The 21,783-nt window shown below is 43.3% G+C and carries 17 protein-coding genes; 14 read left to right on the top strand and 3 right to left on the bottom strand.

Annotation, left to right across the window (positions count from 1 at the left end):
• The first annotated feature begins 6 nt into the window (after window positions 1-6).
• From HMPREF2794_RS18700 to HMPREF2794_RS18680, 5 genes are all read left to right on the top strand, one after another.
• Window positions 7-1,218 carry a DUF1735 and LamG domain-containing protein gene (locus HMPREF2794_RS18700; RefSeq protein ID WP_010537395.1) on the top strand — a complete coding sequence of 404 codons (1,212 nt, stop codon included), beginning with the start codon at window positions 7-9 and terminating at the stop codon, window positions 1,216-1,218.
• Between the two features lie 17 nt (window positions 1,219-1,235).
• Window positions 1,236-2,252 (top strand): discoidin domain-containing protein, encoded by a 1,017-nt coding sequence (locus HMPREF2794_RS18695; protein WP_022300782.1) that lies wholly within the window; start codon window positions 1,236-1,238, stop codon window positions 2,250-2,252.
• Window positions 2,253-2,363: 111 nt separating this feature from the next.
• On the top strand, window positions 2,364-3,101 hold the full coding sequence (locus HMPREF2794_RS18690; RefSeq protein WP_010537397.1) for a DUF1573 domain-containing protein: 738 nt from the start codon (window positions 2,364-2,366) through the stop codon (window positions 3,099-3,101).
• 76 nt (window positions 3,102-3,177) lie between these two features.
• Window positions 3,178-5,061: an alpha-L-fucosidase gene (locus HMPREF2794_RS18685; RefSeq protein ID WP_070752191.1), complete on the top strand. Its 1,884-nt coding sequence runs from the start codon at window positions 3,178-3,180 to the stop codon at window positions 5,059-5,061.
• Between the two features lie 384 nt (window positions 5,062-5,445).
• Window positions 5,446-7,815 (top strand): glycoside hydrolase family 3 N-terminal domain-containing protein, encoded by a 2,370-nt coding sequence (locus HMPREF2794_RS18680; RefSeq protein ID WP_070752230.1) that lies wholly within the window; start codon window positions 5,446-5,448, stop codon window positions 7,813-7,815.
• A gap of 77 nt (window positions 7,816-7,892) precedes the next feature.
• On the opposite strand, the gene HMPREF2794_RS18675 is transcribed toward HMPREF2794_RS18680, so the two are convergent.
• Complete coding sequence (locus HMPREF2794_RS18675; protein ID WP_008760417.1) at window positions 7,893-8,369, bottom strand: Dps family protein; 477 nt, start codon at window positions 8,367-8,369, stop codon at window positions 7,893-7,895.
• Window positions 8,370-8,506: 137 nt separating this feature from the next.
• Between HMPREF2794_RS18675 and HMPREF2794_RS18670 the strand changes: the two genes are divergently transcribed.
• Window positions 8,507-9,433 carry a hydrogen peroxide-inducible genes activator gene (locus tag HMPREF2794_RS18670; RefSeq protein ID WP_010537400.1) on the top strand — a complete coding sequence of 309 codons (927 nt, stop codon included), beginning with the start codon at window positions 8,507-8,509 and terminating at the stop codon, window positions 9,431-9,433.
• Between the two features lie 6 nt (window positions 9,434-9,439).
• Here the strand turns inward: HMPREF2794_RS18670 and HMPREF2794_RS18665 are convergent, their stop codons facing one another.
• Window positions 9,440-10,372 carry a DMT family transporter gene (locus HMPREF2794_RS18665; RefSeq protein WP_010537401.1) on the bottom strand — a complete coding sequence of 311 codons (933 nt, stop codon included), beginning with the start codon at window positions 10,370-10,372 and terminating at the stop codon, window positions 9,440-9,442.
• A 121-nt stretch (window positions 10,373-10,493) separates the two neighbouring features.
• Between HMPREF2794_RS18665 and HMPREF2794_RS18660 the strand changes: the two genes are divergently transcribed.
• A complete protein-coding gene (locus HMPREF2794_RS18660; RefSeq protein ID WP_032841205.1) occupies window positions 10,494-11,183 on the top strand; it encodes an MIP family channel protein in 690 nt (229 codons plus the stop codon).
• Between the two features lie 118 nt (window positions 11,184-11,301).
• On the opposite strand, the gene HMPREF2794_RS18655 is transcribed toward HMPREF2794_RS18660, so the two are convergent.
• Entirely contained in the window at window positions 11,302-12,021 is a 720-nt protein-coding gene (locus HMPREF2794_RS18655) for a NigD1/NigD2 family lipoprotein (protein ID WP_010537403.1), read from the bottom strand.
• A 179-nt stretch (window positions 12,022-12,200) separates the two neighbouring features.
• Between HMPREF2794_RS18655 and HMPREF2794_RS18650 the strand changes: the two genes are divergently transcribed.
• The 7 genes from HMPREF2794_RS18650 to HMPREF2794_RS18620 all read left to right on the top strand — a co-directional run bounded on the left by HMPREF2794_RS18650 (window position 12,201) and on the right by HMPREF2794_RS18620 (window position 21,780).
• Window positions 12,201-12,749, top strand: a complete 549-nt coding sequence (locus tag HMPREF2794_RS18650; RefSeq protein WP_008760422.1) for an RNA polymerase sigma factor — start codon at window positions 12,201-12,203, stop codon at window positions 12,747-12,749.
• An 8-nt stretch (window positions 12,750-12,757) separates the two neighbouring features.
• Window positions 12,758-14,011 (top strand): outer membrane beta-barrel protein, encoded by a 1,254-nt coding sequence (locus tag HMPREF2794_RS18645; protein WP_070752189.1) that lies wholly within the window; start codon window positions 12,758-12,760, stop codon window positions 14,009-14,011.
• 169 nt (window positions 14,012-14,180) lie between these two features.
• On the top strand, window positions 14,181-14,801 hold the full coding sequence (locus tag HMPREF2794_RS18640; protein ID WP_055269920.1) for an RNA polymerase sigma-70 factor: 621 nt from the start codon (window positions 14,181-14,183) through the stop codon (window positions 14,799-14,801).
• A gap of 128 nt (window positions 14,802-14,929) precedes the next feature.
• Window positions 14,930-15,925, top strand: coding sequence for a FecR family protein (locus HMPREF2794_RS18635; RefSeq protein WP_070752187.1), 996 nt, complete (start codon window positions 14,930-14,932; stop codon window positions 15,923-15,925).
• A gap of 45 nt (window positions 15,926-15,970) precedes the next feature.
• Entirely contained in the window at window positions 15,971-19,219 is a 3,249-nt protein-coding gene (locus HMPREF2794_RS18630; protein WP_130061737.1) for a TonB-dependent receptor, read from the top strand.
• 23 nt (window positions 19,220-19,242) lie between these two features.
• A complete protein-coding gene (locus tag HMPREF2794_RS18625; RefSeq protein WP_070752183.1) occupies window positions 19,243-20,709 on the top strand; it encodes a RagB/SusD family nutrient uptake outer membrane protein in 1,467 nt (488 codons plus the stop codon).
• Window positions 20,710-20,742: 33 nt separating this feature from the next.
• Window positions 20,743-21,780, top strand: coding sequence for a cadherin repeat domain-containing protein (locus tag HMPREF2794_RS18620; protein WP_070752181.1), 1,038 nt, complete (start codon window positions 20,743-20,745; stop codon window positions 21,778-21,780).
• Window positions 21,781-21,783 lie beyond the last annotated feature (3 nt).

Raw genomic sequence — 21,783 nt, 5'->3', positions numbered from 1 at the left:
AGAATCATGATGAAAACATATATATTTAAACATTCCTTATTGGGAGTAATAGTAGGTTTATCCATTCTGGGTTGTACGGAGGGTGATAAATTTGATTATAATAAAAATGTAGCTTTTATCACAGGAACGGAAACTACACCCGTAACAAAGTTTGTAGTGGAGGATACCCCTTCTTCGTATGCAATTACTGCCTCTACCACAGACAAAGTAGATAAGGATGTGAATGTGAAATTTGCTATTGACAGATCGTTGGTAGAGTCCTATAATCAAGAACATAATACTAAGTATTATGCAATACCGGATGGTGCCGCGGTTCTCGAAAATGCCGATGCCGTGATTCAGGCAGGCAAAGCCTTCTCTACACCGGTTACAGTCAAGGTTACTTCTACGGAAGATTTTGCCGAAGGGCGTGTATATGTCATTCCTGTCACTATGACGCAAGTGGAGGGGCTTGACATATTGAAACCATCGAAAACTATTTTCCTGCAGATATCCCGTGTGATTCATTTCACCTCATTGAATATCAGTAACACGAATCTTTATAGTAACTTTATTTTCTCGGATGATAAGAAGCAGGAATTATCCAACTTCACCTATGAGATCAAATGTTATTCTCAGGAGTGGCATCGTATAGCTCGTCTGTGTAGTTTCACTTCTGCGGACGAACAGCGTTCAAGCATGCTGCGATTTGGAGAGAATGGATTAGATATCAATGCTTTGCAGTGGGTAAGCCCCAGTGGCAGTATTGTGTCCAGCACCCGTTTTAGTACCGACCGCTGGTATATGATTTCTTTGACTTATGATGGCAGTAAACTGACTATGTATGTAGACGGAGTGAAAGATGCGCAAGGTGATGGTGACGGTAAACCGGTCGATTTCCAGCGTTTTGAACTGGGAATGTCGTGGACAGGATATCGCGGATCTCAGTATTTCCGTGGCCGTATTGCCGAAGTTCGTGTCTGGAACCGTGCTTTGAGTACAGGCGAACTACAGATGAATCTTTGTGGCGTTGATTCACAATCGGAAGGTCTGGTTGCATACTGGAAGATGAATGAAGGCGAAGGACACATCTTTAAAGATGCAACAGGACATGGCTATGATATGGACTGGACCAATACAGCCCGTGAAATAAATGAAGGGGCCGGACTGACTTATAACTTAAATTATAGCAGTGCCATTGCATGGGATAGTGACGATAATAATAGGTGTAACGAGTAATAAAATATGGAATAGCTATGAAAATAAATACATATATCTTAGGATTGCTGGCGGTAGCCGGACTATTTAGCTTTCAATCATGCGATGATGAGAGTTATGATGTTGTGGGTAATCCTGATAATCTAATTTATTTCCCTCCGAAAGGCCAGTTTAATAATACTTCAGCAGCTGTCGAAACCTTTACGGTGGTTTCTACGCCTGTCGGATATTTTGGTGATGAAGTTTACGCCAAGTTTGGAGTATCTGCTACTCGTCCCATGGATGGGAGTGCAACGGTGACTGCTGTTATTGATAATGGTTTGGTGGAAGCTTTCAATACGGAAAATGGTACGGAGTATAAAACGACCTCTGTAGCTGTTTTGCAGAGGGCATCTGTCAGTGTCGGTAATGGTTCTTATTTATCATCTGACTCTATAGAAGTCGTCATACCGGAAGAAAAGTATTCCGGTATGGCAGAAAAGGGAGCTTACTTGATACCTGTACGTCTTGAGTCGACAACAAAGGGAAAGGTGACCGTTACTAAAAACCTGGCTTATGTGGTAGTAAATCTGGAGGAAAGGCTGATTAAGGAAGATGCCGGCTCCGATGATATAAAAGGCGCAAAAGTGAGTGACCGCTCTGCATGGACGGCTACAACTACCGATTCTTCGGTAGATGCGAATTCGATAGCCCGCATTTTCGATGGAAATACCGGTTCTGGCGCGTCATTCTCCAATGAAGAGAATCCTACTTTTACGCTTGATATGAACGCTACAAATAATGTAACTGCTCTTTATTTTAAAAATTCATCCTCGAGTTGGGGTTCTTACTATAACTTTAGCAGAATTGGAGTAGAGTTGAGTACTGATGGAAACAACTGGACAGATGCGGGAGCTGCTGCTCCCGTAGTGGAGAACAATACAGATCAGTATATCATACTTTATGGTGCGGTTCCGGCACGGTATGTGAGGTTATCTTTGCAATGGAGCAATGGTAGCGGTTCATGGGGGGGATATTACCGTACCTTCAACGAGCTGGACGTTTATGCTGAATAAACGGAATTTTCGTATCTGATAGAGGAGGGGACAAAGTCAAATGGAGAAAAGAGAATTATTTGTCCCCTCTTATCTTTGGAAAATATTATGTTTGTACCATACTTGTAGATTATGAAAATATTGATTCTATCCATTACCTTTTTATTCCTTGTGCTCTTTCCTTCGATGGCGCAAGAGCCCCGGCTTTCTGACGAACTGGTGTTTGAAGAGCGCGTCTTTGATTTTGGAGAAATAAAGGAAGAAGACGGATTGGTTTCACATGAATTTGAGTTTAGGAATGTCAGTCAGAAAGTTCTTTCTATCAATGGGGTAACGAGTGGTTGTGGTTGTGTACAGTTTGAATATCCTAAAGAACCGCTTCGCCCCAATGCCACAGGGAAAGTGAAAGTGACTTACAATCCGGCTTACCGACCGGGATTCTTCAGTAAGGAAGTCGTTGTTTTGAGCAATAACAATGCGAACTACAACCGCATCTGGGTAAAGGGTACTGTCATTCCCTGCCAACATCCGGTATCGGAGAACTATCCGTATGAGTATGGTAGCGGACTTTGGATGAACTTTGAAGTAATGGCATTCGGCACGATAGGCAAAGGTGGCACGAAAACGATGAAATTGAAATATGTAAATGATACCGATCATGATATGCAACTGATGTTTGTGGTGATAGGTGGAAATACGGATATTAAGTTTACCAGTCCCCGCATGGTGAAAGCCCGTGAAGAAGGTGTGATGCCTGTTGAATATCAATATTCCGGCAGGTTTCCGGCTGTAACACGTGTCTATCCCGTGATCAACGGACGGGCACTCGTGAAACCGTTGGTGATAACATGTGCCGATCCGGTTGATTAGTAATATAATATTTCCTATCTTAGCACCGACAAATAAAATCATCTGAAAAGATAAAACTATAAATGAATCAAATACCATGAAGAAACCCCCAATCGTAACCAGCATTTCTACAGCAGTCTTTAGTCTATTTTTGGCAGGATGTCAGAGTGTTCCCGTACCGGAAGCTATTTTACCTGTTCCTCAGGAAAAGCAAGTAAATTGGCAGAAGATGGAAACTTATGCCTTTGTGCATTTCGGTCTCAATACTTTCAATGACCGGGAATGGGGCTATGGCGACTCCGATCCGAAAACGTTTAATCCGGCTCGTCTGGACTGTGAGCAATGGGTGCAGACCTTTGTCAACTCCGGTATGAAAGGAGTGATCCTGACAGCCAAACATCATGACGGCTTCTGCCTGTGGCCTACACAACTGACAGAATATTGCATCCGGAATACTCCTTACAAAGACGGTAAAGGTGATATTGTACGCGAACTTTCTGATGCCTGCAAGAAGTACGGTATCAAGTTTGCCGTTTATCTTTCTCCATGGGACAGGCATCAGGCAAATTATGGTACGCCGGAGTATGTGGATTATTTCTATAAGCAGTTGAATGAATTGCTCACTAATTATGGAGACGTCTTTGAAATCTGGTTCGATGGAGCCAATGGAGGCGACGGTTGGTACGGAGGAGCAAAAGATGTACGTACCATCGACCGTAAAACGTACTATGATTATCCGCGTGCTTACAAGATGATTGATGAATTGCAACCGCAGGCGGTGATCTTCTCGGATGGCGGACCGGGGTGCCGTTGGGTAGGAAATGAGAGTGGATTTGCCGGAGCTACCAACTGGTCTTTCCTTCGGGCAGGCGAGGTATATCCGGGATATCCCAAATATCGAGAACTGCAGTATGGGCATGCCGACGGTAATCAATGGGTAGCAGCGGAATGTGATGTTTCCATCCGTCCGGGATGGTTCTATCATCCTGAAGAAGATGATAAAGTAAAAACAGTCGATCAACTGACGGACTTGTACTATCGTAGTGTGGGGCATAATGCGACTTTATTATTGAACTTCCCGGTAGATCGTAACGGTTTGATTCATCCGACCGATTCATTGAATGCAGTTTCTTTCCATCAAAGAGTTCAGAAAGAGTTGGCAGATAATTTGTTGAGCAGTGCAAAAGTCGTAGCTTCCGATGAGCGTGGAGGAAAATTCAAGGTTCGTGCCGCAACGGATGGACAGTATGAAACTTATTGGGCGACCAACGACGGAGTGACTTCCGCTGATCTGACTTTTACTTTCACTCAGCCGACGAAGATGAACCGGGTGATGATTCAAGAGTACATACCTTTGGGGCAACGGGTGAAGTCTTTTGTTGTAGAATACAAGGAGGGAGACCAATGGCTGCCGGTTAAATGTAACGAGGATACTACCACCGTAGGCTACAAACGTCTGTTGCGCTTTGAAACGGTCGAAACGGAAGAACTGCGCATAAGGTTTACCGATGCCCGCGGATGCTTGTGTATCAGTGAGGCAGGAGCTTATTATGCACCCGATGTAACGGAGAATTATACATCGGCAACTTCAGAATTGAGGACTTTCCCCTTTGCGATTTTAGGGGTGGATGCAGAAGAAGCAAAGAAATGCAGTGACAAAAACGATCAGACTACCGCTCTTATCTCAGGGAAAGAAATCGTGATTGACCTTGGCGAAAATCGTACCATTCATTCATTTTACTATTTGCCCGACCAAAGTGAATACAGTAAAGGGCTGATTTCATCGTACGAACTGTCTGCCGGTACTACCGAAGAGACGATGAAAGTCGTAGCTCAGGGAGAATTTTCGAATATCCGTAATAATCCGATTCTTCAGAATGTGTACTTTAGTCCGGTTGAGGCTCGCTATCTTAGGTTAAAAGCGACTCGAATGGTGGATGAAAGCGATTCTTTGGGAATAGCGGAGATAGGATGTCAATAATCTCTCTCTAGAATACTTTTTGTTTTATCTGCACCATCTGTCACCAGCCTTTTTATTGGTTTGATTTAATGTGGTGTATAGTGTTGCAGATGTGTTGCAGATAAATTATCTGCAACATAAGGGATTGTTATATCTCAGTGCGGTCTCTTGGTGCATTCTTTTTGAATGAATAGTACCTTTGATTTGTTTCAACCGGAGGAACATTTAGTTTCATGCCTTGAAACTAATAGTTTCAAGCGTTGAAACCAAAAGTTTCAAGTAATGAAACTAAATGTTTCTTCCCAATGAAACTAAAGTTTCTCCTGCTTGGAAACTAAAGTTCCATCGCATGAAACAACAATGGAACCTGCAGGAAGTTATTTTTATATTATATCATATAGCATTATGACACAGCGATTATCTATTTTAATCATAGGATTGATAATGAATATCGGGGCTTTTGCCCAATCCTCTCTGCCACTTTATAAAAATCCGCTCCTGTCTGTTGACGAACGGGTGAAAGATTTGCTTTCACGCATGACTTTAGAGGAAAAGGTCGGACAACTATTATCTCCTCTTGGCTGGGAAATGTACGAAATAAAGGACGATGAAGTGTACCCTTCTGAAAAGTTTAAAAGACTAATAAAAGAAAAGAACGCAGGTATGCTGTGGGCGACTTATCGTGCTGATCCCTGGACTAGGAAGACCCTGGAGAACGGACTTCGCCCCGAACTGGCAGCCAAAGCCGGTAATGCATTGCAGAAATATGCAATAGAAAATACCCGTTTGGGTATTCCCGTATTTTTGGCTGAAGAAGCACCTCACGGACATATGGCGATTGGGACAACTGTCTTTCCTACCGGCATAGGGATGGCGGCAACTTGGTCGCCGACATTGATAGAAGAAGTGGGAAAGGCGATTGCTAAAGAGATTCGTTCACAGGGTGCGCATATAAGTTATGGGCCTGTACTGGATTTGTCTCGCGACCCTCGCTGGTCGCGTGTAGAGGAAACCTTCGGCGAAGATCCCGTATTGAGTGGACGCTTGGGAGCTGCGATGGTCACGGGATTAGGAAGCGGAGATTTATCCCGGGAGCATGCTACCATAGCTACTTTGAAGCATTTTCTGGCTTATGCGGTGCCGGAAGGCGGACAAAACGGAAACTATGCATCAGTAGGGGCCCGGGACCTGCATGAGAACTTCCTTCCTCCTTTTCGGGAAGCGATAGAGGCAGGAGCACTCTCTGTGATGACTTCTTACAATTCAATAGATGGTATTCCCTGTACGGCAAATCATTATTTGCTGACACAATTATTACGTAATGAGTGGAAATTTCGTGGATTTGTTGTTTCCGACTTATATAGTATCGAAGGTATTCACGAAAGTCATTTCGTTGCTTCCACTATGGAAGAAGCGGCTGTACAGGCACTATCTGCCGGAGTCGATATAGATTTGGGTGGTGATGCGTTTATGAATCTGTTGCAAGCTGTCCGGTCTGGAAAACTGGATGAAACGCAGATTAATGCAGCTGTAGACCGGATATTGCGGATGAAGTTTGAAATGGGATTGTTTGAACATCCTTATGTAAATCCGAAAACGACTACGAAAATGGTGCGTAATAAGGAGCACGTCAAACTGGCACGCAAAGTAGCGCAATCGTCTGTAGTATTGTTGGAGAATAAGAATTTTATTCTTCCTTTAAGTAAGAAAATAAAAAGAGTGGCGGTCGTCGGACCGAATGCAGACAATCGTTATAACATGCTGGGAGACTATACAGCACCACAAGAAGATAAGGACATAAGAACCGTATTGGATGGAGTTATCTCTAAACTCTCTCCCTCCAGAGTGGAGTACGTGCGTGGATGTGCTATCCGTGATACTACTGTGAATGAGATAGCGGAGGCAGTTGAAGCAGCACACCGTTCGGAAGTCATAATAGCGGTAGTAGGAGGCTCCAGCGCACGTGATTTCAAGACGAGCTATCAAGAAACGGGCGCGGCAATCGCAGACGAAAAGAGCATCAGCGATATGGAATGTGGTGAGGGCTTTGACAGGGCTACTCTGACCTTACTGGGAAAACAGCAGGACTTGCTGAATGCACTGAAAACCACCGGAAAACCATTAATCGTTGTCTATATAGAAGGGCGCCCGTTAGACAAAGTCTGGGCATCCGAGTGTGCCGATGCATTGCTGACCGCTTCTTATCCGGGGCAGGCAGGAGGGGATGCAATAGCCGATGTCTTGTTTGGTGACTATAATCCTGCCGGGCGATTACCGGTTTCTGTTCCCCGTTCTGTTGGACAGATACCTGTTTATTATAATAAAAAAGCTCCTCGCAATCATGATTATGTCGAAATGGCCGCTTCTCCGCTCTATGGTTTTGGCTATGGTTTGAGTTATACCACTTTCGAATATTCGGATTTGCAAATAACACAGAAATCCCCTTGTCATTTCGAAGTCTCATTTAAGGTAAAAAATACCGGGAACTATGACGGTGAAGAAGTTGCGCAACTTTATCTGAAAGATGAGTACGCTTCGGTAGTCCAGCCCCTGAAGCAATTAAAGCATTTTGAACGTTTCTTTCTGAGAAAAGGAGAGGAGAAAGAAATTCTTTTCACCCTAACCGAAAAAGATTTGTCCATTATCGACCGGAGTATGAAGCGTGTGGTGGAAACTGGAGATTTCCGGATAATGATTGGTGCTTCTTCTGATGACATAAGACTAACAACTCATATTTCGGTGAAGTCTGTGTCCGGAAGTAAGAACCTGAGATAAGGTTATAAATTAAAAGCGAGTGTATCAGATATAACTCTGAGGCACCCGCTTTTTCACTTAAAATCTAAACCTTATATTTACTTGCTGTTATAAGCCGTCAGCATCCAAACCATCTTTTCCTGTTCTTTCAGATAATCACTCATCATCGAAACTGTCACTTCGTCTCCGGCTTGCGAAGCGATAGACAAAATCTTACGTTCTTCACCAATCAGATAGCTGATAGACTGCAGAATGTTATTCAATGCTTGTTCGCCGTTGCTTACCTTATCCACTTCATTGATGTTTGCCACTTTCAGATAGTCGCTGAACTTGTTAGCCGGAGTTCCTCCCAGCATTAAGATACGTTCTGCGATTTCGTCCACCTTTTCAGCGGTGTCGTCATACATCTTTTCGAATTGGCTGTGAAGTACGAAGAAGTCATGTCCTTTGATATTCCAGTGGAAACCGCGGAGGTTGGTGTAATACACTTGGAAGTCTGCCAGTAATTGCTGCAAAGATGCTACTACGTTGTTTGCTCCCGATTCATTCAATTTGATAAATTCTAAAGTTTTCATATTCTATTTGTTTTTAATGATTTATATTCGTTTTCTTTTTTTCTGTACTGCAAAGATAAGGCGGAAAATGCTTGTTGTCAAACTGAAAATTTCTATCTTTGCATAGAAGAAATCTATAACTTAATCTGATTTGATAGATGACAATACAACAATTGGAGTATATTTTAGCAGTGGACCAGTTTCGTCATTTTGCCCGGGCAGCCGAATATTGCCGGGTGACACAGCCTACGTTGAGTGCAATGATTCAGAAATTGGAAGAGGAATTAGGAGTAAAGTTATTCGACCGTACCGTACAGCCTGTCTGTCCCACAGCGATTGGAGAAAAGATAATTGATCAGGCACGTGTTATTTTGGCGCAGACTGCACAGGTGAAAGAAATAATCAGTGAAGAAAAGCAGTCGCTGGCAGGTGTATTCCGTTTGGGAGTATTGCCAACCATAGCTCCTTATTTACTACCTCGTTTCTTTCCTCAACTGATGGAAAAGCATCCGGAACTGGACATCCGTGTCACGGAAATGAAAACACAGGATATTCAGCAGGCGTTGCATGCCGGAGAACTTGATGCCGCAATCATAGCAAGCAAACTGGAGGATACCTTCCTGAAAGAAGAAACTCTTTTCTATGAAACATTCTTCGGGTATGTATCTTGCAAGGAACCTCTGTTCAAGCATGAGATGATCCGTACTTCCGATATAACAGGCGAACGCCTTTGGCTGTTGGACGAGGGGCATTGTTTCCGTGACCAGCTGGTACGTTTCTGTCAGATGGAAACGGTAAAAGTCAATCAGATGGCCTACCATTTGGGAAGCATGGAAACGTTTATGCGTATGGTGGAAAGTGGAAAAGGGATTACTTTTATTCCCGAGTTGGCTGTTTCACAACTGACAGAAGAACAAAAGAAATTAGTACGCCCATTTGCTATTCCCCGTCCTACACGGCAGATTGTACTGGCAACCAGCAGGGATTTTATCAGGCATAGCTTGCTGAATGTTCTGAAAGAAGAGATTCTGGCAGCTATACCCAAAGAAATGCAGTCTTTGCAATCCATTCAATATTTATTGTAAGATTCCTTATCCCTGTATGTCGCTTTTGGCTCTATTGTGCTTCAGCCATTGAGCTATTTCGGCTCCCTTAAAATAAATAATGAGGGAGCTGACTATAATAATCATTCCGGCAACGGTACTGAATGTCGGATATTCTCCCGGAAGCATTATCCAGCTCAGTACGGCACCCAATATCGGGTTGATTAACCTGCACATATTGATATCACTAACTTTAGCTCCTTTACTTTGCAAAGCGATAAACCAGAAACTGAACGCAAAAACCGAGATAAATACCAGAATGGAAAGGCTGATATAGAATCCGGCAGGTTTCCCGATAAAGGAGTGATATCCTTCCGTACCTAGTCCTACCATGTAGATAAGCAGTCCCCCGAAGAACATCTGTACAGCATTCAGGAAAATAGGGTTTACCTTACCTTTGTCTTCTGATACGGAAATCGCGGAATACCCCTGAAAAATGATACTAAGCAGTAAAAGTACAATACCCGTGATCCCTTTCCAGTCCAGTGGTGCGCCATTGCTGCCCATACCTACGATAAGTAACAGGCCGATGAGGCTGATAATAAGACTAATGATTTTGTGAATATTCAGCCGGTCATTGCTTGCCAGCAGATGAGCTAACAGTACATTGATCAGTGGCGTCATTCCCATAATAATGGAAGAAATAGCTCCGCTTACGAAATCGACACCAAAATAGAAAGCTGTGTACCCCATAAACATATTAATCAGAATCAAATTCAGAAACAATTTACTGTGTTGCCGAATCTCCTTCCACATACCCTTGTGCCAGGTATAAGCGAAAAGAATGATACCTACGGTAGTAAATCGGATACCTGCAAAGTTCATAGGAGAAAAGTCATAGCTCAACCCTTGTTTGATGAACGGATTGACGATAGCCCATAGTACAGAGGCCAATATAGCATAAAATAGTCCTTTTTTCATTGGATCGTTTGGATGGTTTTATTCAAAAATGTCGCAAAGATAGTAATAATTAGGCATATACGTTTTGAATTCTGGTCTTAATTCTTTATATTTGAGGAATCAACCATTTTTATTTAGTAATATGAAAAAATACATTGCAGAAATGATTGGGACGATGGTGCTCGTTCTGATGGGATGTGGAAGTGCTGTTTTTGCCGGTAGTATGGCCGGTACTGTAGGAGCCGGAGTAGGAACAGTCGGTGTTGCTTTGGCATTTGGACTTTCAGTAGTGGCGATGGCGTATGCTATCGGAGGTATCTCGGGATGTCACATCAATCCTGCTATTACGTTAGGGGTATTCCTTTCGGGACGTATGAATGGAAAAGATGCAGGCATGTATATGCTTTTCCAGGTGATAGGAGCGATTATCGGTTCGGCTATTCTTTACGCATTAGTGACTACCGGTGGGCACGACGGACCGACAGCTACCGGTTCCAATGGTTTCGGTGATGGCGAAATGTTACAGGCATTCATTGCAGAAGTCGTGTTTACTTTCATTTTCGTATTAGTGGTGCTGGGATCTACCGATCCGAAGAAAGGGGCGGGCGCTTTCGCAGGGCTTGCTATCGGGCTTTCGCTGGTATTGGTACATATCGTATGTATCCCTATTACGGGTACTTCCGTCAATCCGGCACGTAGTATCGGTCCGGCATTGTTCCAGGGTGGAGAAGCGTTGTCGCAGTTGTGGCTGTTTATTGTAGCACCGTTTGTAGGAGCGGCTGTCAGTGCACTCGTCTGGAATTATTTCGGTGACAAAAATGAAAAGAAATAATAAGAAGAAATAAACGGATCACTTCATGATAAAATTAAGGGCGAGAGTTTCACAACTGTCGCCCTCTTTTGCGTAATTATATATTATAATAAAAAGAGTGTTTCTATAATTACTAGATTTAATTAGATGAGGGGAATTTCACTTCATAGAATTTTTCCCCGTTATATAAGGTTTTGACACGTATTCTGAGTCCTTTCTTACCTTTCATCTGATCTTGAATCTTGTCCAGTTTGAAAGATATATACCCTTCGCCCAGACGGTCGGCGGTATCGCCTTCGTCGTTATGCCGGAATTCAAGATTGATATACTCATCGTTGGCATCATCGGCAGCAGGTTCAGCTTCCTTGTTGTTGATGACCAGATTCAGGAAATGTTTCTTATCCTCGCTATGCGTACCGTAATATTGGAATTCGATTGTCAGATATTTCTTGTCTTGGGTAATCCACATATAAGTGGAATTGATTTTATCGTCTCCGATCTTCTCTTCCGTATTTTCTCCTTCTCCCATAGTTACGATTTCTTTGGTCAGGATCTCTTTTATTTCTCTTACCTGAATATTATAGTCATATCCCTTCACCGGTTCTTCCAGTTCTTTGAATATGACAAAGGCGCGTTGCCCGTCTTTACTCTTGTCACTGATCCATCCATTTCCATTACTCGGGAACATTGTTTTTCCATCGTCCAGGGTGAAATAGAAATCCTTGCTATCCGGGCTGATCAGATTAATAGTGCTGATGACCAGCGAATCGGATGGAGAGTCATCATCCAGACAAGACTGAAATATCGGCATGGTGGTCATAACAGCAATTATAAATGCAATGAATTTAAATTTCTTCATATACTATAAAAATGATTTTTAATTGATACTATTTAGTTGCTTTGTATTTTGAAAATGCAGAAGGGGAGAAAATATTGCATTTGGATCTGTTAAAGAAACAAAAGTTGCAAAAGAGTTGTTCTCTCTGTGCAGTATTTCTATCTTTGCTGCATTTATAAGGTAAACACGTGTATAAGCAAATGGAAGAATTTGAGTTGTCGGAACAATGCAGGCTGGGAAATAATCGAGCCCGCAAAGAATTGTATGAGCACTATGGAGGGCGTTTGCTTGGCGTCTGTCTGCGCTATACAGGCGACCGTGATACAGCTCAGGACCTGCTTCACGATGGTTTTATAAAAATATTCAGTTCTTTCGACAAGTTCACCTGGCGGGGTGAAGGCTCATTACGGGCTTGGATGGAACGGGTGATGGTCAATACTGCTTTACAGTATCTTCGCAAAAGTGATGTAATCAGTCAGTCGACACCTTTGGAGGAAGTTCCCGAAGACTACGAGGAACCCGACGCTTCGGCTGTTGAGATGATTCCGCAAGCAGTATTGATGCGATTTATCGAAGAGTTGCCGGCTGGATACCGTACCGTGTTCAACCTTTATACCTTCGAGGAAAAGTCGCATAAGGAAATAGCACAGTTATTAGGTATTAATGAAAAGTCCTCGGCTTCGCAATTATTTCGGGCGAAGAGCGTGTTGGCTAAGAGAGTAAAAGAATGGATAATGAATAACGGATAGGTAGAGATATGGAAGAGAAAGAATTATGGATGAATAAGTTGAAGGAGAAGCTCGGAGATTACTCGGAGCCGCTGCCTGCTTCCGGTTGGGAACAACTGGAAAAAGAACTTATGCCTCCTGTGGAGAGGAAGATATATCCTTATCGTAAATGGACAGTAGCTGCTGCGGCTGTCATTTTATTGGCTTTAGTGTCATCACTCAGTTTGTATTTCTTGGGAACTCCTGCTGCCGATGATATTCGTCATGCCAAGACTCCGGCGTTAGCCTCTGTTCCGGATATTTTGCCGGATGCACAGCAACCGGATGCGACCGGAACAACGGTAGAGCCGGTAGTACGTCCGGTAGTGAAGGATCGCATAGCGAAGGCGGAACGGAATATTCCACAACCGACAGCAAATGCAGATGCACCTGTTCAGAAAGAAAAACAGGCTCCTTTGGAAGTGGGAGCTAAGGCGGGTGACCGGAAAGCAGAAGTGGAACAGGTGGAAGAAACGAAGGTTGCTCAGCAGAAGCAGACGGATACAGAACAACCGGGAAATAAACCACGCCGTCCTTCCAGCAGAGATAAGCTGCATATTCCGACTGAGAAGGCATCTTCACAGAAAGGCACATGGTCGATGGGACTTTCGGTAGGTAACTCCGGTGGTGCTTCTACAGAGTTGGGATCGGGCATTCCTTCTTATATGTCCCGTGTGAGCATGGTATCGGTTTCGAATGGTTTGCTGAGCATACCAAGTGACCAGACGTTGGTCTTTGAAGATGGAGTGCCTTATTTGCGTCAGGCCAATCAGGTGGTTGATATGAAACACCATCAGCCTATCTCTTTTGGATTATCCGTCCGTAAGAGTCTGGCGAAAGGTTTTTCTGTTGAGACAGGGTTGACTTACACTTTGCTTTCTTCGGATGCAAAGTTTGCGGACAGCGACCAGAAGACAGAACAGAAACTGCATTATCTGGGTATTCCGTTAAAAGCAAACTGGAACTTCCTTGATAAGAAACTGTTTACTCTTTATGTATCCGGTGGAGGTATGATTGAGAAATGTGTTTATGGTAAGCTGGGCACAGAGAAGGAAACTGTGAAACCTTTGCAATTCTCCGTCTCCGGTGCAGTCGGCGCACAGTTTAATGCCACCAAACGGGTAGGTATATACGTAGAACCCGGTGTTGCTTATTTCTTTGATGACGGTTCTGATGTACAGACCATCCGTAAGGAAAATCCGTTCAACTTCAATATTCAGGCGGGTATCCGACTTACTTATTAGTCAATATAGTTGAGCTATATATTTTAAAAGCGATATTTTACCAATAACGGTTAAAATATCGCTTTTAAAGTTTTATATGCAGAAACTCTGCTGAAAAATCGGAAATCTGAGAAAATATTAATATCATTGTCATCTGTAACTTTATACCTTTGTTTCAAAATACGACACTATGGTTGATTTTTCAGATGAAAAGTTCTTATTAGACGAGATCAGAAAAGGTAATAATCAGGCATTTGAATATCTTTTTAAGGCTTATTATCCCCGTTTGTGCGGCTATGCTATTCGTTTCGTGGAAGATGAAGAGACGGCTCGTGATATTATTCAGGAGTGTTTTCTGCGTTTTTGGGAGAAGCGGGAGTTGTTGTCGGCTGTATCGGTCACCTCCTTACTTTTTGCAATGGTACGCAATGGATGCCTGAATTATTTGAAGCATCTTTCCATTGTCGAGAAACATCAGATAGAATATCTTGCATCCATTGATGGTGAAGAAAGGCTCTATTATGCCGACTTCACACTAGATGCAGAGCACAAACTACTATATGACGAATTACAGGAACAAATCAACCTTGTCATCGGGCAGCTGCCCGAGCGTTCGCGGGAAATCTTCCTGATGAGCCGTTTCAAAGGACTGAAGAATCGTGAAATTGCAGACAAACTTCAGATATCGACTACGGCAGTCGAGAAGCACATTGCGAAAGCATTGAAAAGCTTCTCCAAACACTTCAAAGACAAGTATCCGGTAGACATTTATATTATGATTGTTGCTTGGGTGATTATGAATAATAAATAAAAGAGGAAAATATAAACCATTGATAATTAGATTGGAAGAGCAGGAACTGAAAAATTCCTGCTTTTTTCTTTGTATGGGTGGTTGGGTAAAAGAAATAATAGTTGTTACATCTTATAGAAAGTGAAATTATGGAAGAAAAGAAAAACATTCGTGAGTTGGCCGTTCAGTATTTCGAAGGAAGAATCCGGCGAAAAGACGAAAAACTATTGTTTGAGTATGTCGGACAAAGTGAAGCAAATCGCACGGCATTCAGACAGTGGGAAAAGGAGTGGATTGCCTCGGGCATTACCGATTCCAATACCACGAAGGAGTGGGAGACATTACAACGCAAAATCCGCACGCAGGAAGCCATTATCCCGATGCTGGGTATTTCGAAAACGAGATTTTCCGTCTGGCGGAAAGTGGCTGCTGTTGCAGCCATCGTACTTCTGACTGTAGGAGGAACCCTCGGTGTCCGGCAACTCTCTTCCTCATTGCAACCGGAAACGTACTTTGTATGCGAAACTCCTTATGGTGAGAAGAGTAAAGTCGTTCTGTCTGACGGTACAGTCGTTTGGCTTAATGCAGGTTCTACACTGAAGTATTCGAACAAGTTTAATACCGACAATCGCAGAGTCGAACTGAACGGTGAGGGGTATTTTGAAGTCACCAAGAAAGCGGGAGTTACTTTCATCGTGCAGACACATGGATATGACGTCGTTGTGAAAGGAACGAAGTTCGACGTATCCGCCTATGATGACGATCCGTTCATTTCCACCACTTTACTCGAAGGCTCGGTCGAACTGAATTATAAAGGCAGTCCGATAAGGATGTCTCCTGGAGAGTCCATGAGATTGAACGTAGAAACAGGAAAATTCATCCGTACCCAAGTAAACGCTTCACAATCAAAAGCGTGGGCGGAGAACCGTATAGAATTTGATCACATTACATTGAAGGAACTGGTCGCAAAACTATCCCGACAATATGATGTGAATATTCGGCTGGAATCGGAAGCTGTAGGAGACAAGACATTCCGTATTTCTCTGCGCAACAGAGAAACAATCGGAGAGGTGATGACAGCTTTGCAAGAGATTATCCCGATAACCGTCGAACGTAAAGGCAAGGATATATATATCAGAGAATAATTTCCATTTCGTAACAACTATTATTAAATTAAATCGAGAAAAACTATGAACAACCGAAAGAGCTTATTACAGCTGCTTCTTTTAGTTTCATTCTGTCTGGCGACAGTGACTTTGCACGCCCAGGTCATCAACAAGACATTCAAGAATGAAACTTTGAAGACAGTATTGAAAGAAGTTGAGCAACAAACAGGTTTATCTGTCATCTATAAGACAGATGAAGTGAATGAGAATAAAAGAATTACGGCAACTTTCAAAAATGCATCATTGGATGAGGTGCTGAATAAAGTCTTGGATAAGGATTTGACTTATAAGTTGCAAAACAAGATGATAGTCATCTTGAAAAAGACGCAGAAACCTCATGACGGCAGTACAAAGAAGAACATAAAAGGAACAGTCGTGGATGATAAGGGCGAACCGATCATTGGGGCCAGTGTGGTAGTGAAAGGAACTTCAACCGGAATAATTACGGACCTTGACGGAAACTACACTATAAATGAAGTATCGGAAGATGCCTGGATTTCAGTCTCCTATATCGGTTATCAGAGTGTGGAACTTCGAGCTGCCGATAGTAAGAATCTGCTTCGGATTGTCCTGAAGGAAGACACTAAAGTATTGGATGAAGTAGTTGTCGTGGGGTATGGTGTACAAAAGAAAAGTGATATCACCGGTTCCGTTTCTTCCGTAAAGTCAGCAGAGCTATTGTCAGCTCCTAATGCCAGTACTGCGCAGGCCTTGCAAGGACGTGTGGCAGGTGTTGTTGTGCAGAATTCCAATGGTGCTCCTTCGGGATCGGCAACGATCCGCATCCGTGGAGCCAACTCGCTGACTTATGGAAATGATCCTTTGATCATAATCGATGGTGTTCAAGATGGGAATATCGGGAGCTTGAATCCTAACCAGATAGAATCCATAGAAGTATTGAAAGATGCTGCAGCCCTTTCTGTCTATGGTTCGAAAGGTGCGAACGGTGTTATTCTGGTGACAACTAAAAATGGGAAAACCGGAAAGCCGCAGGTGTCTTACAACGGTTTTGTTTCATTTGATGAAGTGCGGAAAACCTTGCCTGCATTGAATGCGAAAGAATATGCCCTGCTGATGAATGAGGCTCAGGAGGAGAATGGGCTCAATCCTGCTTTTGGTCCGGATGAGATTCCGTTGGAAGGAAACAGTACGGACTGGCAGGATAAGATTTTTCGGAATGCGGTTTCCCAATCACATAACATCAGTATCAGTGGAGCGAAAGAAAGCATTTCTTATTTCATAGCTGGAGGATATACCAATAAAGATGGCATTGTGCAGAATACCAATTTTAAACAATATACTTTTCGTGCAAACTTTAAAGTTCAGGCTACATCCCGTTTGAATTTATCGCTGAATACGTTTGCCTCTTATGACGAGACGCATAATGGAGATTATGAACAGGCTATTAATGCGGCACTTCAATGGTCGCCTACGAAACGCATCTATGACCCCGATAGCGAAGGAGGATATACACAGCCGGGTGGAGGAATAGGACCGGTTTCATTGTACAATCCGGTGGGGTATGCTTTGGAGATAGTGGACGATAAATCCGTCGCTTCTTTTAATGCTTCTTTGATGGGAGAATATAAATTCTGGGATTTCCTCAAATTATCTTCTTTGTTTTCATATAAGACTCATAGCGATACCAATGGGTATTTTGATAATCAGCGTGTCAATAATGGCGATATTAGAGATATTAACGGAAGTAAGGCCCAATCACGCTATATTGCTTTGCAAAGTACCAGTATTCTGACTTTTGATAAGGCTTTTGGCGATCATACCGTTCAGGCTACCGGAGTATACGAAGTATTGAAGGATAATTATCAGAGCACATCTGCTTCTTCCAGAGGAATTCCGGTGGGAATGGGATATAATGGAGTGCAATTCGGCTCTATTTTGCAGGCCCCTTGGGTGGAATATTCTACTACAGTGATGCAGTCTTTTATGGGTCGTGTGAATTATAGTTATAAGAATAAATACATGTTTTCCGGATCGGTTCGTTATGATGGAGCCAGCCAGTTGGCAGAAGGAAACAAATACGACAATTTTACAGCATTTTCATTAGGATGGAATCTTATGGAAGAGAAGTTTATGAAAAGACTGAAAGATATAGTACCGGAGTTTAAAATTCGCGGGAGTTACGGTACGGTAGGCAATGCGGCAGTGCCCGCTTACTCTTCTCATTTAAAGTTTTATCCGGGCATGGACGATAGCGGAAATCCGACTTTGGCAATATCGGATTTAGGCAATGAAAATCTGAAATGGGAACGCACCCGTGAGTTGAACATCGGTATAGACAGTCGATGGTGGGGAGGGCGTTTGAGTTTCTCAGCCGAATATTATAACAAGAAAACCAAAGACCTGTTGATGTGGCAGAAAGTACCTTCGGTATTGGGTGTCAGTTCCATCCTTACCAATGTCGGTTCCGTGTCCAATAAAGGATTTGATATCATGTTGGGTGGCATTCCTGTCTCTACCAAACATTTTAAATGGGACATAAATTATACATTGAATATCAATAAAAATAAGATTCTCGAACTGGACGGGCTGTCCAATACGCTTATTACAACCGGTGCCGATTATCCGGGATTGGTGGGTTCTTATGTCCAGATGGTGGGACAGCCGATGGGCACATTCCTCGGATATACCTTTGCCGGTGTTTGGCAGAAATCAGAAGTTTCGACGGCTGCGCTTTACGGAGCAAAGCCCGGAGACGCTAAGTATGTAGATATCAACCGCGACGGAAAAATAGATAAGGATGATATAGGTATTATCGGTAATGCCCAACCGAAGTTGAGTTTCGGATTCAACAATACATTTACGATTTTTGATTTCGACCTGAATATTTTCTGGCAGGGAGTGGCCGGTAATGACATTTATAATCAGAATCGTGTCCGGCGTGAGACTTATTCGTCGGATGCATTCCCGACCAGTACGGTTATGAAAGACCATTGGACACCGGAAAATCCGACAAATATTCCTGCTTTTTCGGGAGCAGAGTATGTTAATTCTTCTCGTTGGGTGGAGAAGGGAGACTATTTGCGCCTGAAAAATATCACATTAGGCTACCGCATTCCGCGTAAGATATTGTCAAAAATAGGATGTTCTTCCGCCCGTATCTATGTCAGTGCCAATAATCTATGGACAATAACCAATTATTCGGGATTTGATCCGGAAGCAAGTATGGGAGCAGACTCGGATGCGGCAGGCGTGGACCGTGGTGTGTATCCCTCGTCAAAGAGTTTCCTTGTAGGGTTGGATATTTCGTTTTAATGATCATTTAATAATAACAGACTATGAATTGTACACTTATAAAAAAGAGCTGCGTCGGATTATTGGCGATAATATTAAGTACGAGTTGCGCTGATTTGACAGAGAATCTTACCGGACAGCCAACTGTCGATAAGTTCTTCCAGACACTGACCGACTTCAATAGCTATATCACAGGAGCCTATACCCCCTTAATCCTTTTATATGGTACCGATATGCCCTATGCGGCCAGTGCAGGTGCCGAAGATGTAAATACCCCCGTCATCAGATGGAAAGGATTCGAACAGGTTAACATTAACACAGTAGGAAATCCGGACGAAGTGACGGATGAGTTATGGAACTCATATTACACAAGTATTAGCGCGTGCAATACATTGATAAAGATTATCGGTGAGAACACGAAATTATCTCCCGACGAATTGTCCCCGATTGGCGGGGAAGCCCATTTCTTGCGTGCTTTTAATTACTTCCAGTTGGTGCGTTGGTTTGGCGAAGTGCCATTGTTGACGGAGGAAAATCAGGATAATGCGGCAAAAGAGCCTCAGGCGAGTGTTGCCCGGATTTACGAGCAGATAGTTTCTGATTTGAAGAATGCAGAGTTGACATTGCCTCTTTCACAGGATGATCCGAGCCGTCCCAGCCGTTGGGCGGCAAAAGCGTTGCTGGCAAAAGTCTATTTGACAATGGCGGGATTTCCGTTGAATGAGACTTCCTGTTATGCGCTGGCACGTGATAAGGCAAATGAAGTAATTAGTGAAAAGGTCTATACCTTAGAAAAAGTATATCCCCAATTGTGGTTATGGAGCAACCGTAAAATAAACTCCGAATTTATCTTTGCGCTTTATGCCAGTTCGGACAATGCAACAGGCAGTTATATCCATCAGGCCGTGCGTCCTACGGATCACGGAGAAAACGGTTGGGCAGATTGGACCAGTGACAAACGCTTTCTGGAAACTTTTCCCGTAGGAGATGGCAGCCGTTTGAGCGGGACTTTTTATACTCGGATGAGAGACGGTGCTTCGTGGGAAGATACCAATGTGGCACAGCCTTATGTGGGAAAGTACCGGGATGCGGGTCCAAAGAGCGGAGGATATTCAGGGATAGCTACAGCTAATAAAGCGGACGGATTTTTCTGTATGTTACGCTATGCCGATGTGTTGCTGATATACGCGGAAGCCGCTAATCAGGCAGAAGGCAGCCCTTCAAAGGCAGCATACGATGCTATCAATGAAGTCCGCGAACGGGCAGGACTGACTAAACTATCGGGACTGACTCCGGCACAGTTTGACAAGGCGGTATTGGACGAACGTAACTGGGAATTGGCTTTTGAATGTAATCGTTGGTTCGATTTGTGCCGTCGTCATATTCTGAAGGAGACTTTGGAAGCTTATTATCCGGAGGCAAAGATTGACGACCACAATTATCTTCTACCGAAACCGAGCGACCAGATGACCATCATGACCGGTATTGTTCAAAATCCCGGATACAATTAAATGTCAATAACATAATCGAAAAGAACGAATGATATGAAAAGAAATATAACTTTGATTTTAACCACTTTGTGTCTGGCGATAGGAGTCGCTTCTTGCAGTGAAGATTCTTATCCGGAGAATCCTACCCTTGTTTCGCCTATTTCGGGATTAGTCTTGGAAGTGAACGGAACGGACTATGTGGCTACCCCTCTGTTGCAGGAAGATGGCTTGTTGAGTGAAACATTGTTGGTGGCAGTCAATCAGCCTTCCACTACTGCCATAGTGAAACAGATAGACATTTCCGACCCTTCGGCTACGGTCAATATAAGTGTGGGAGATGTGATTACTTTCAGGAATAACCAATTTGTGTTGGAATGGACGAAGGGTGTACAAACCGAGACTTTTCTACTGGAGATGAGTTATAATCCTCCTCCGGTAATGTATTTGGTAATGTCGGGTGAGAAAGGAGATTACTATGGCCTGAATACAGAAACGGCACAGACCATTGCTTCCATTACCTATAATAATCTGTTTGAAGGATATATAGACTTGACAAATACGAGCTGGAACAACATCGGCTTGGTGCAATCCGACCAGTCCGCCTATTTTGATGTTAGCGCCGGATTGGGCAGCGGACAATCTTATGGCACTTTAGCGATGGTGGAGAAATCCTCTCCGGGAACCGGCTATTATCCGTGTGACGGTCCCTGGGGAGATTGGACAACTGATGGAGGTAATGCCTCGATTGTTTCTCCCGGCATTTGGAAAGTTAATTTTGACCTCACTACCCGTCAGATCGTTTTACTGGAGACACAATGGGCTGTTACGGGGACAGCCGCAGGAACGGTGAAAGCAATGGTCTACAATTCTGACACCCGCAAGTGGTCTTTGACGACAGAACTTGCAGCCGGAAAATTGAAATTTACCACTATTCCGGTCTCTGCCGGTGATCCGACTGTAACGTATGGGGCGTCCGATGGTATTGTCAGACTGTCGGAGACAGGGACGGATATTACTATCGACGAAGCTGGTACATACCGGATAGAATTAGACTTGAGTACACCTTTTTATGATTATACTATAACGAGATAAATC

Origin of the sequence: Bacteroides sp. HMSC067B03 (genome assembly GCF_001811315.1) — a bacterium.
GTDB classification, from domain to species: Bacteria; Bacteroidota; Bacteroidia; order Bacteroidales; family Bacteroidaceae; genus Bacteroides; species Bacteroides faecis.
Note: the sequence above shows the minus strand (reverse complement) of the source record. Positions and strands in the feature narration are given on the sequence as shown.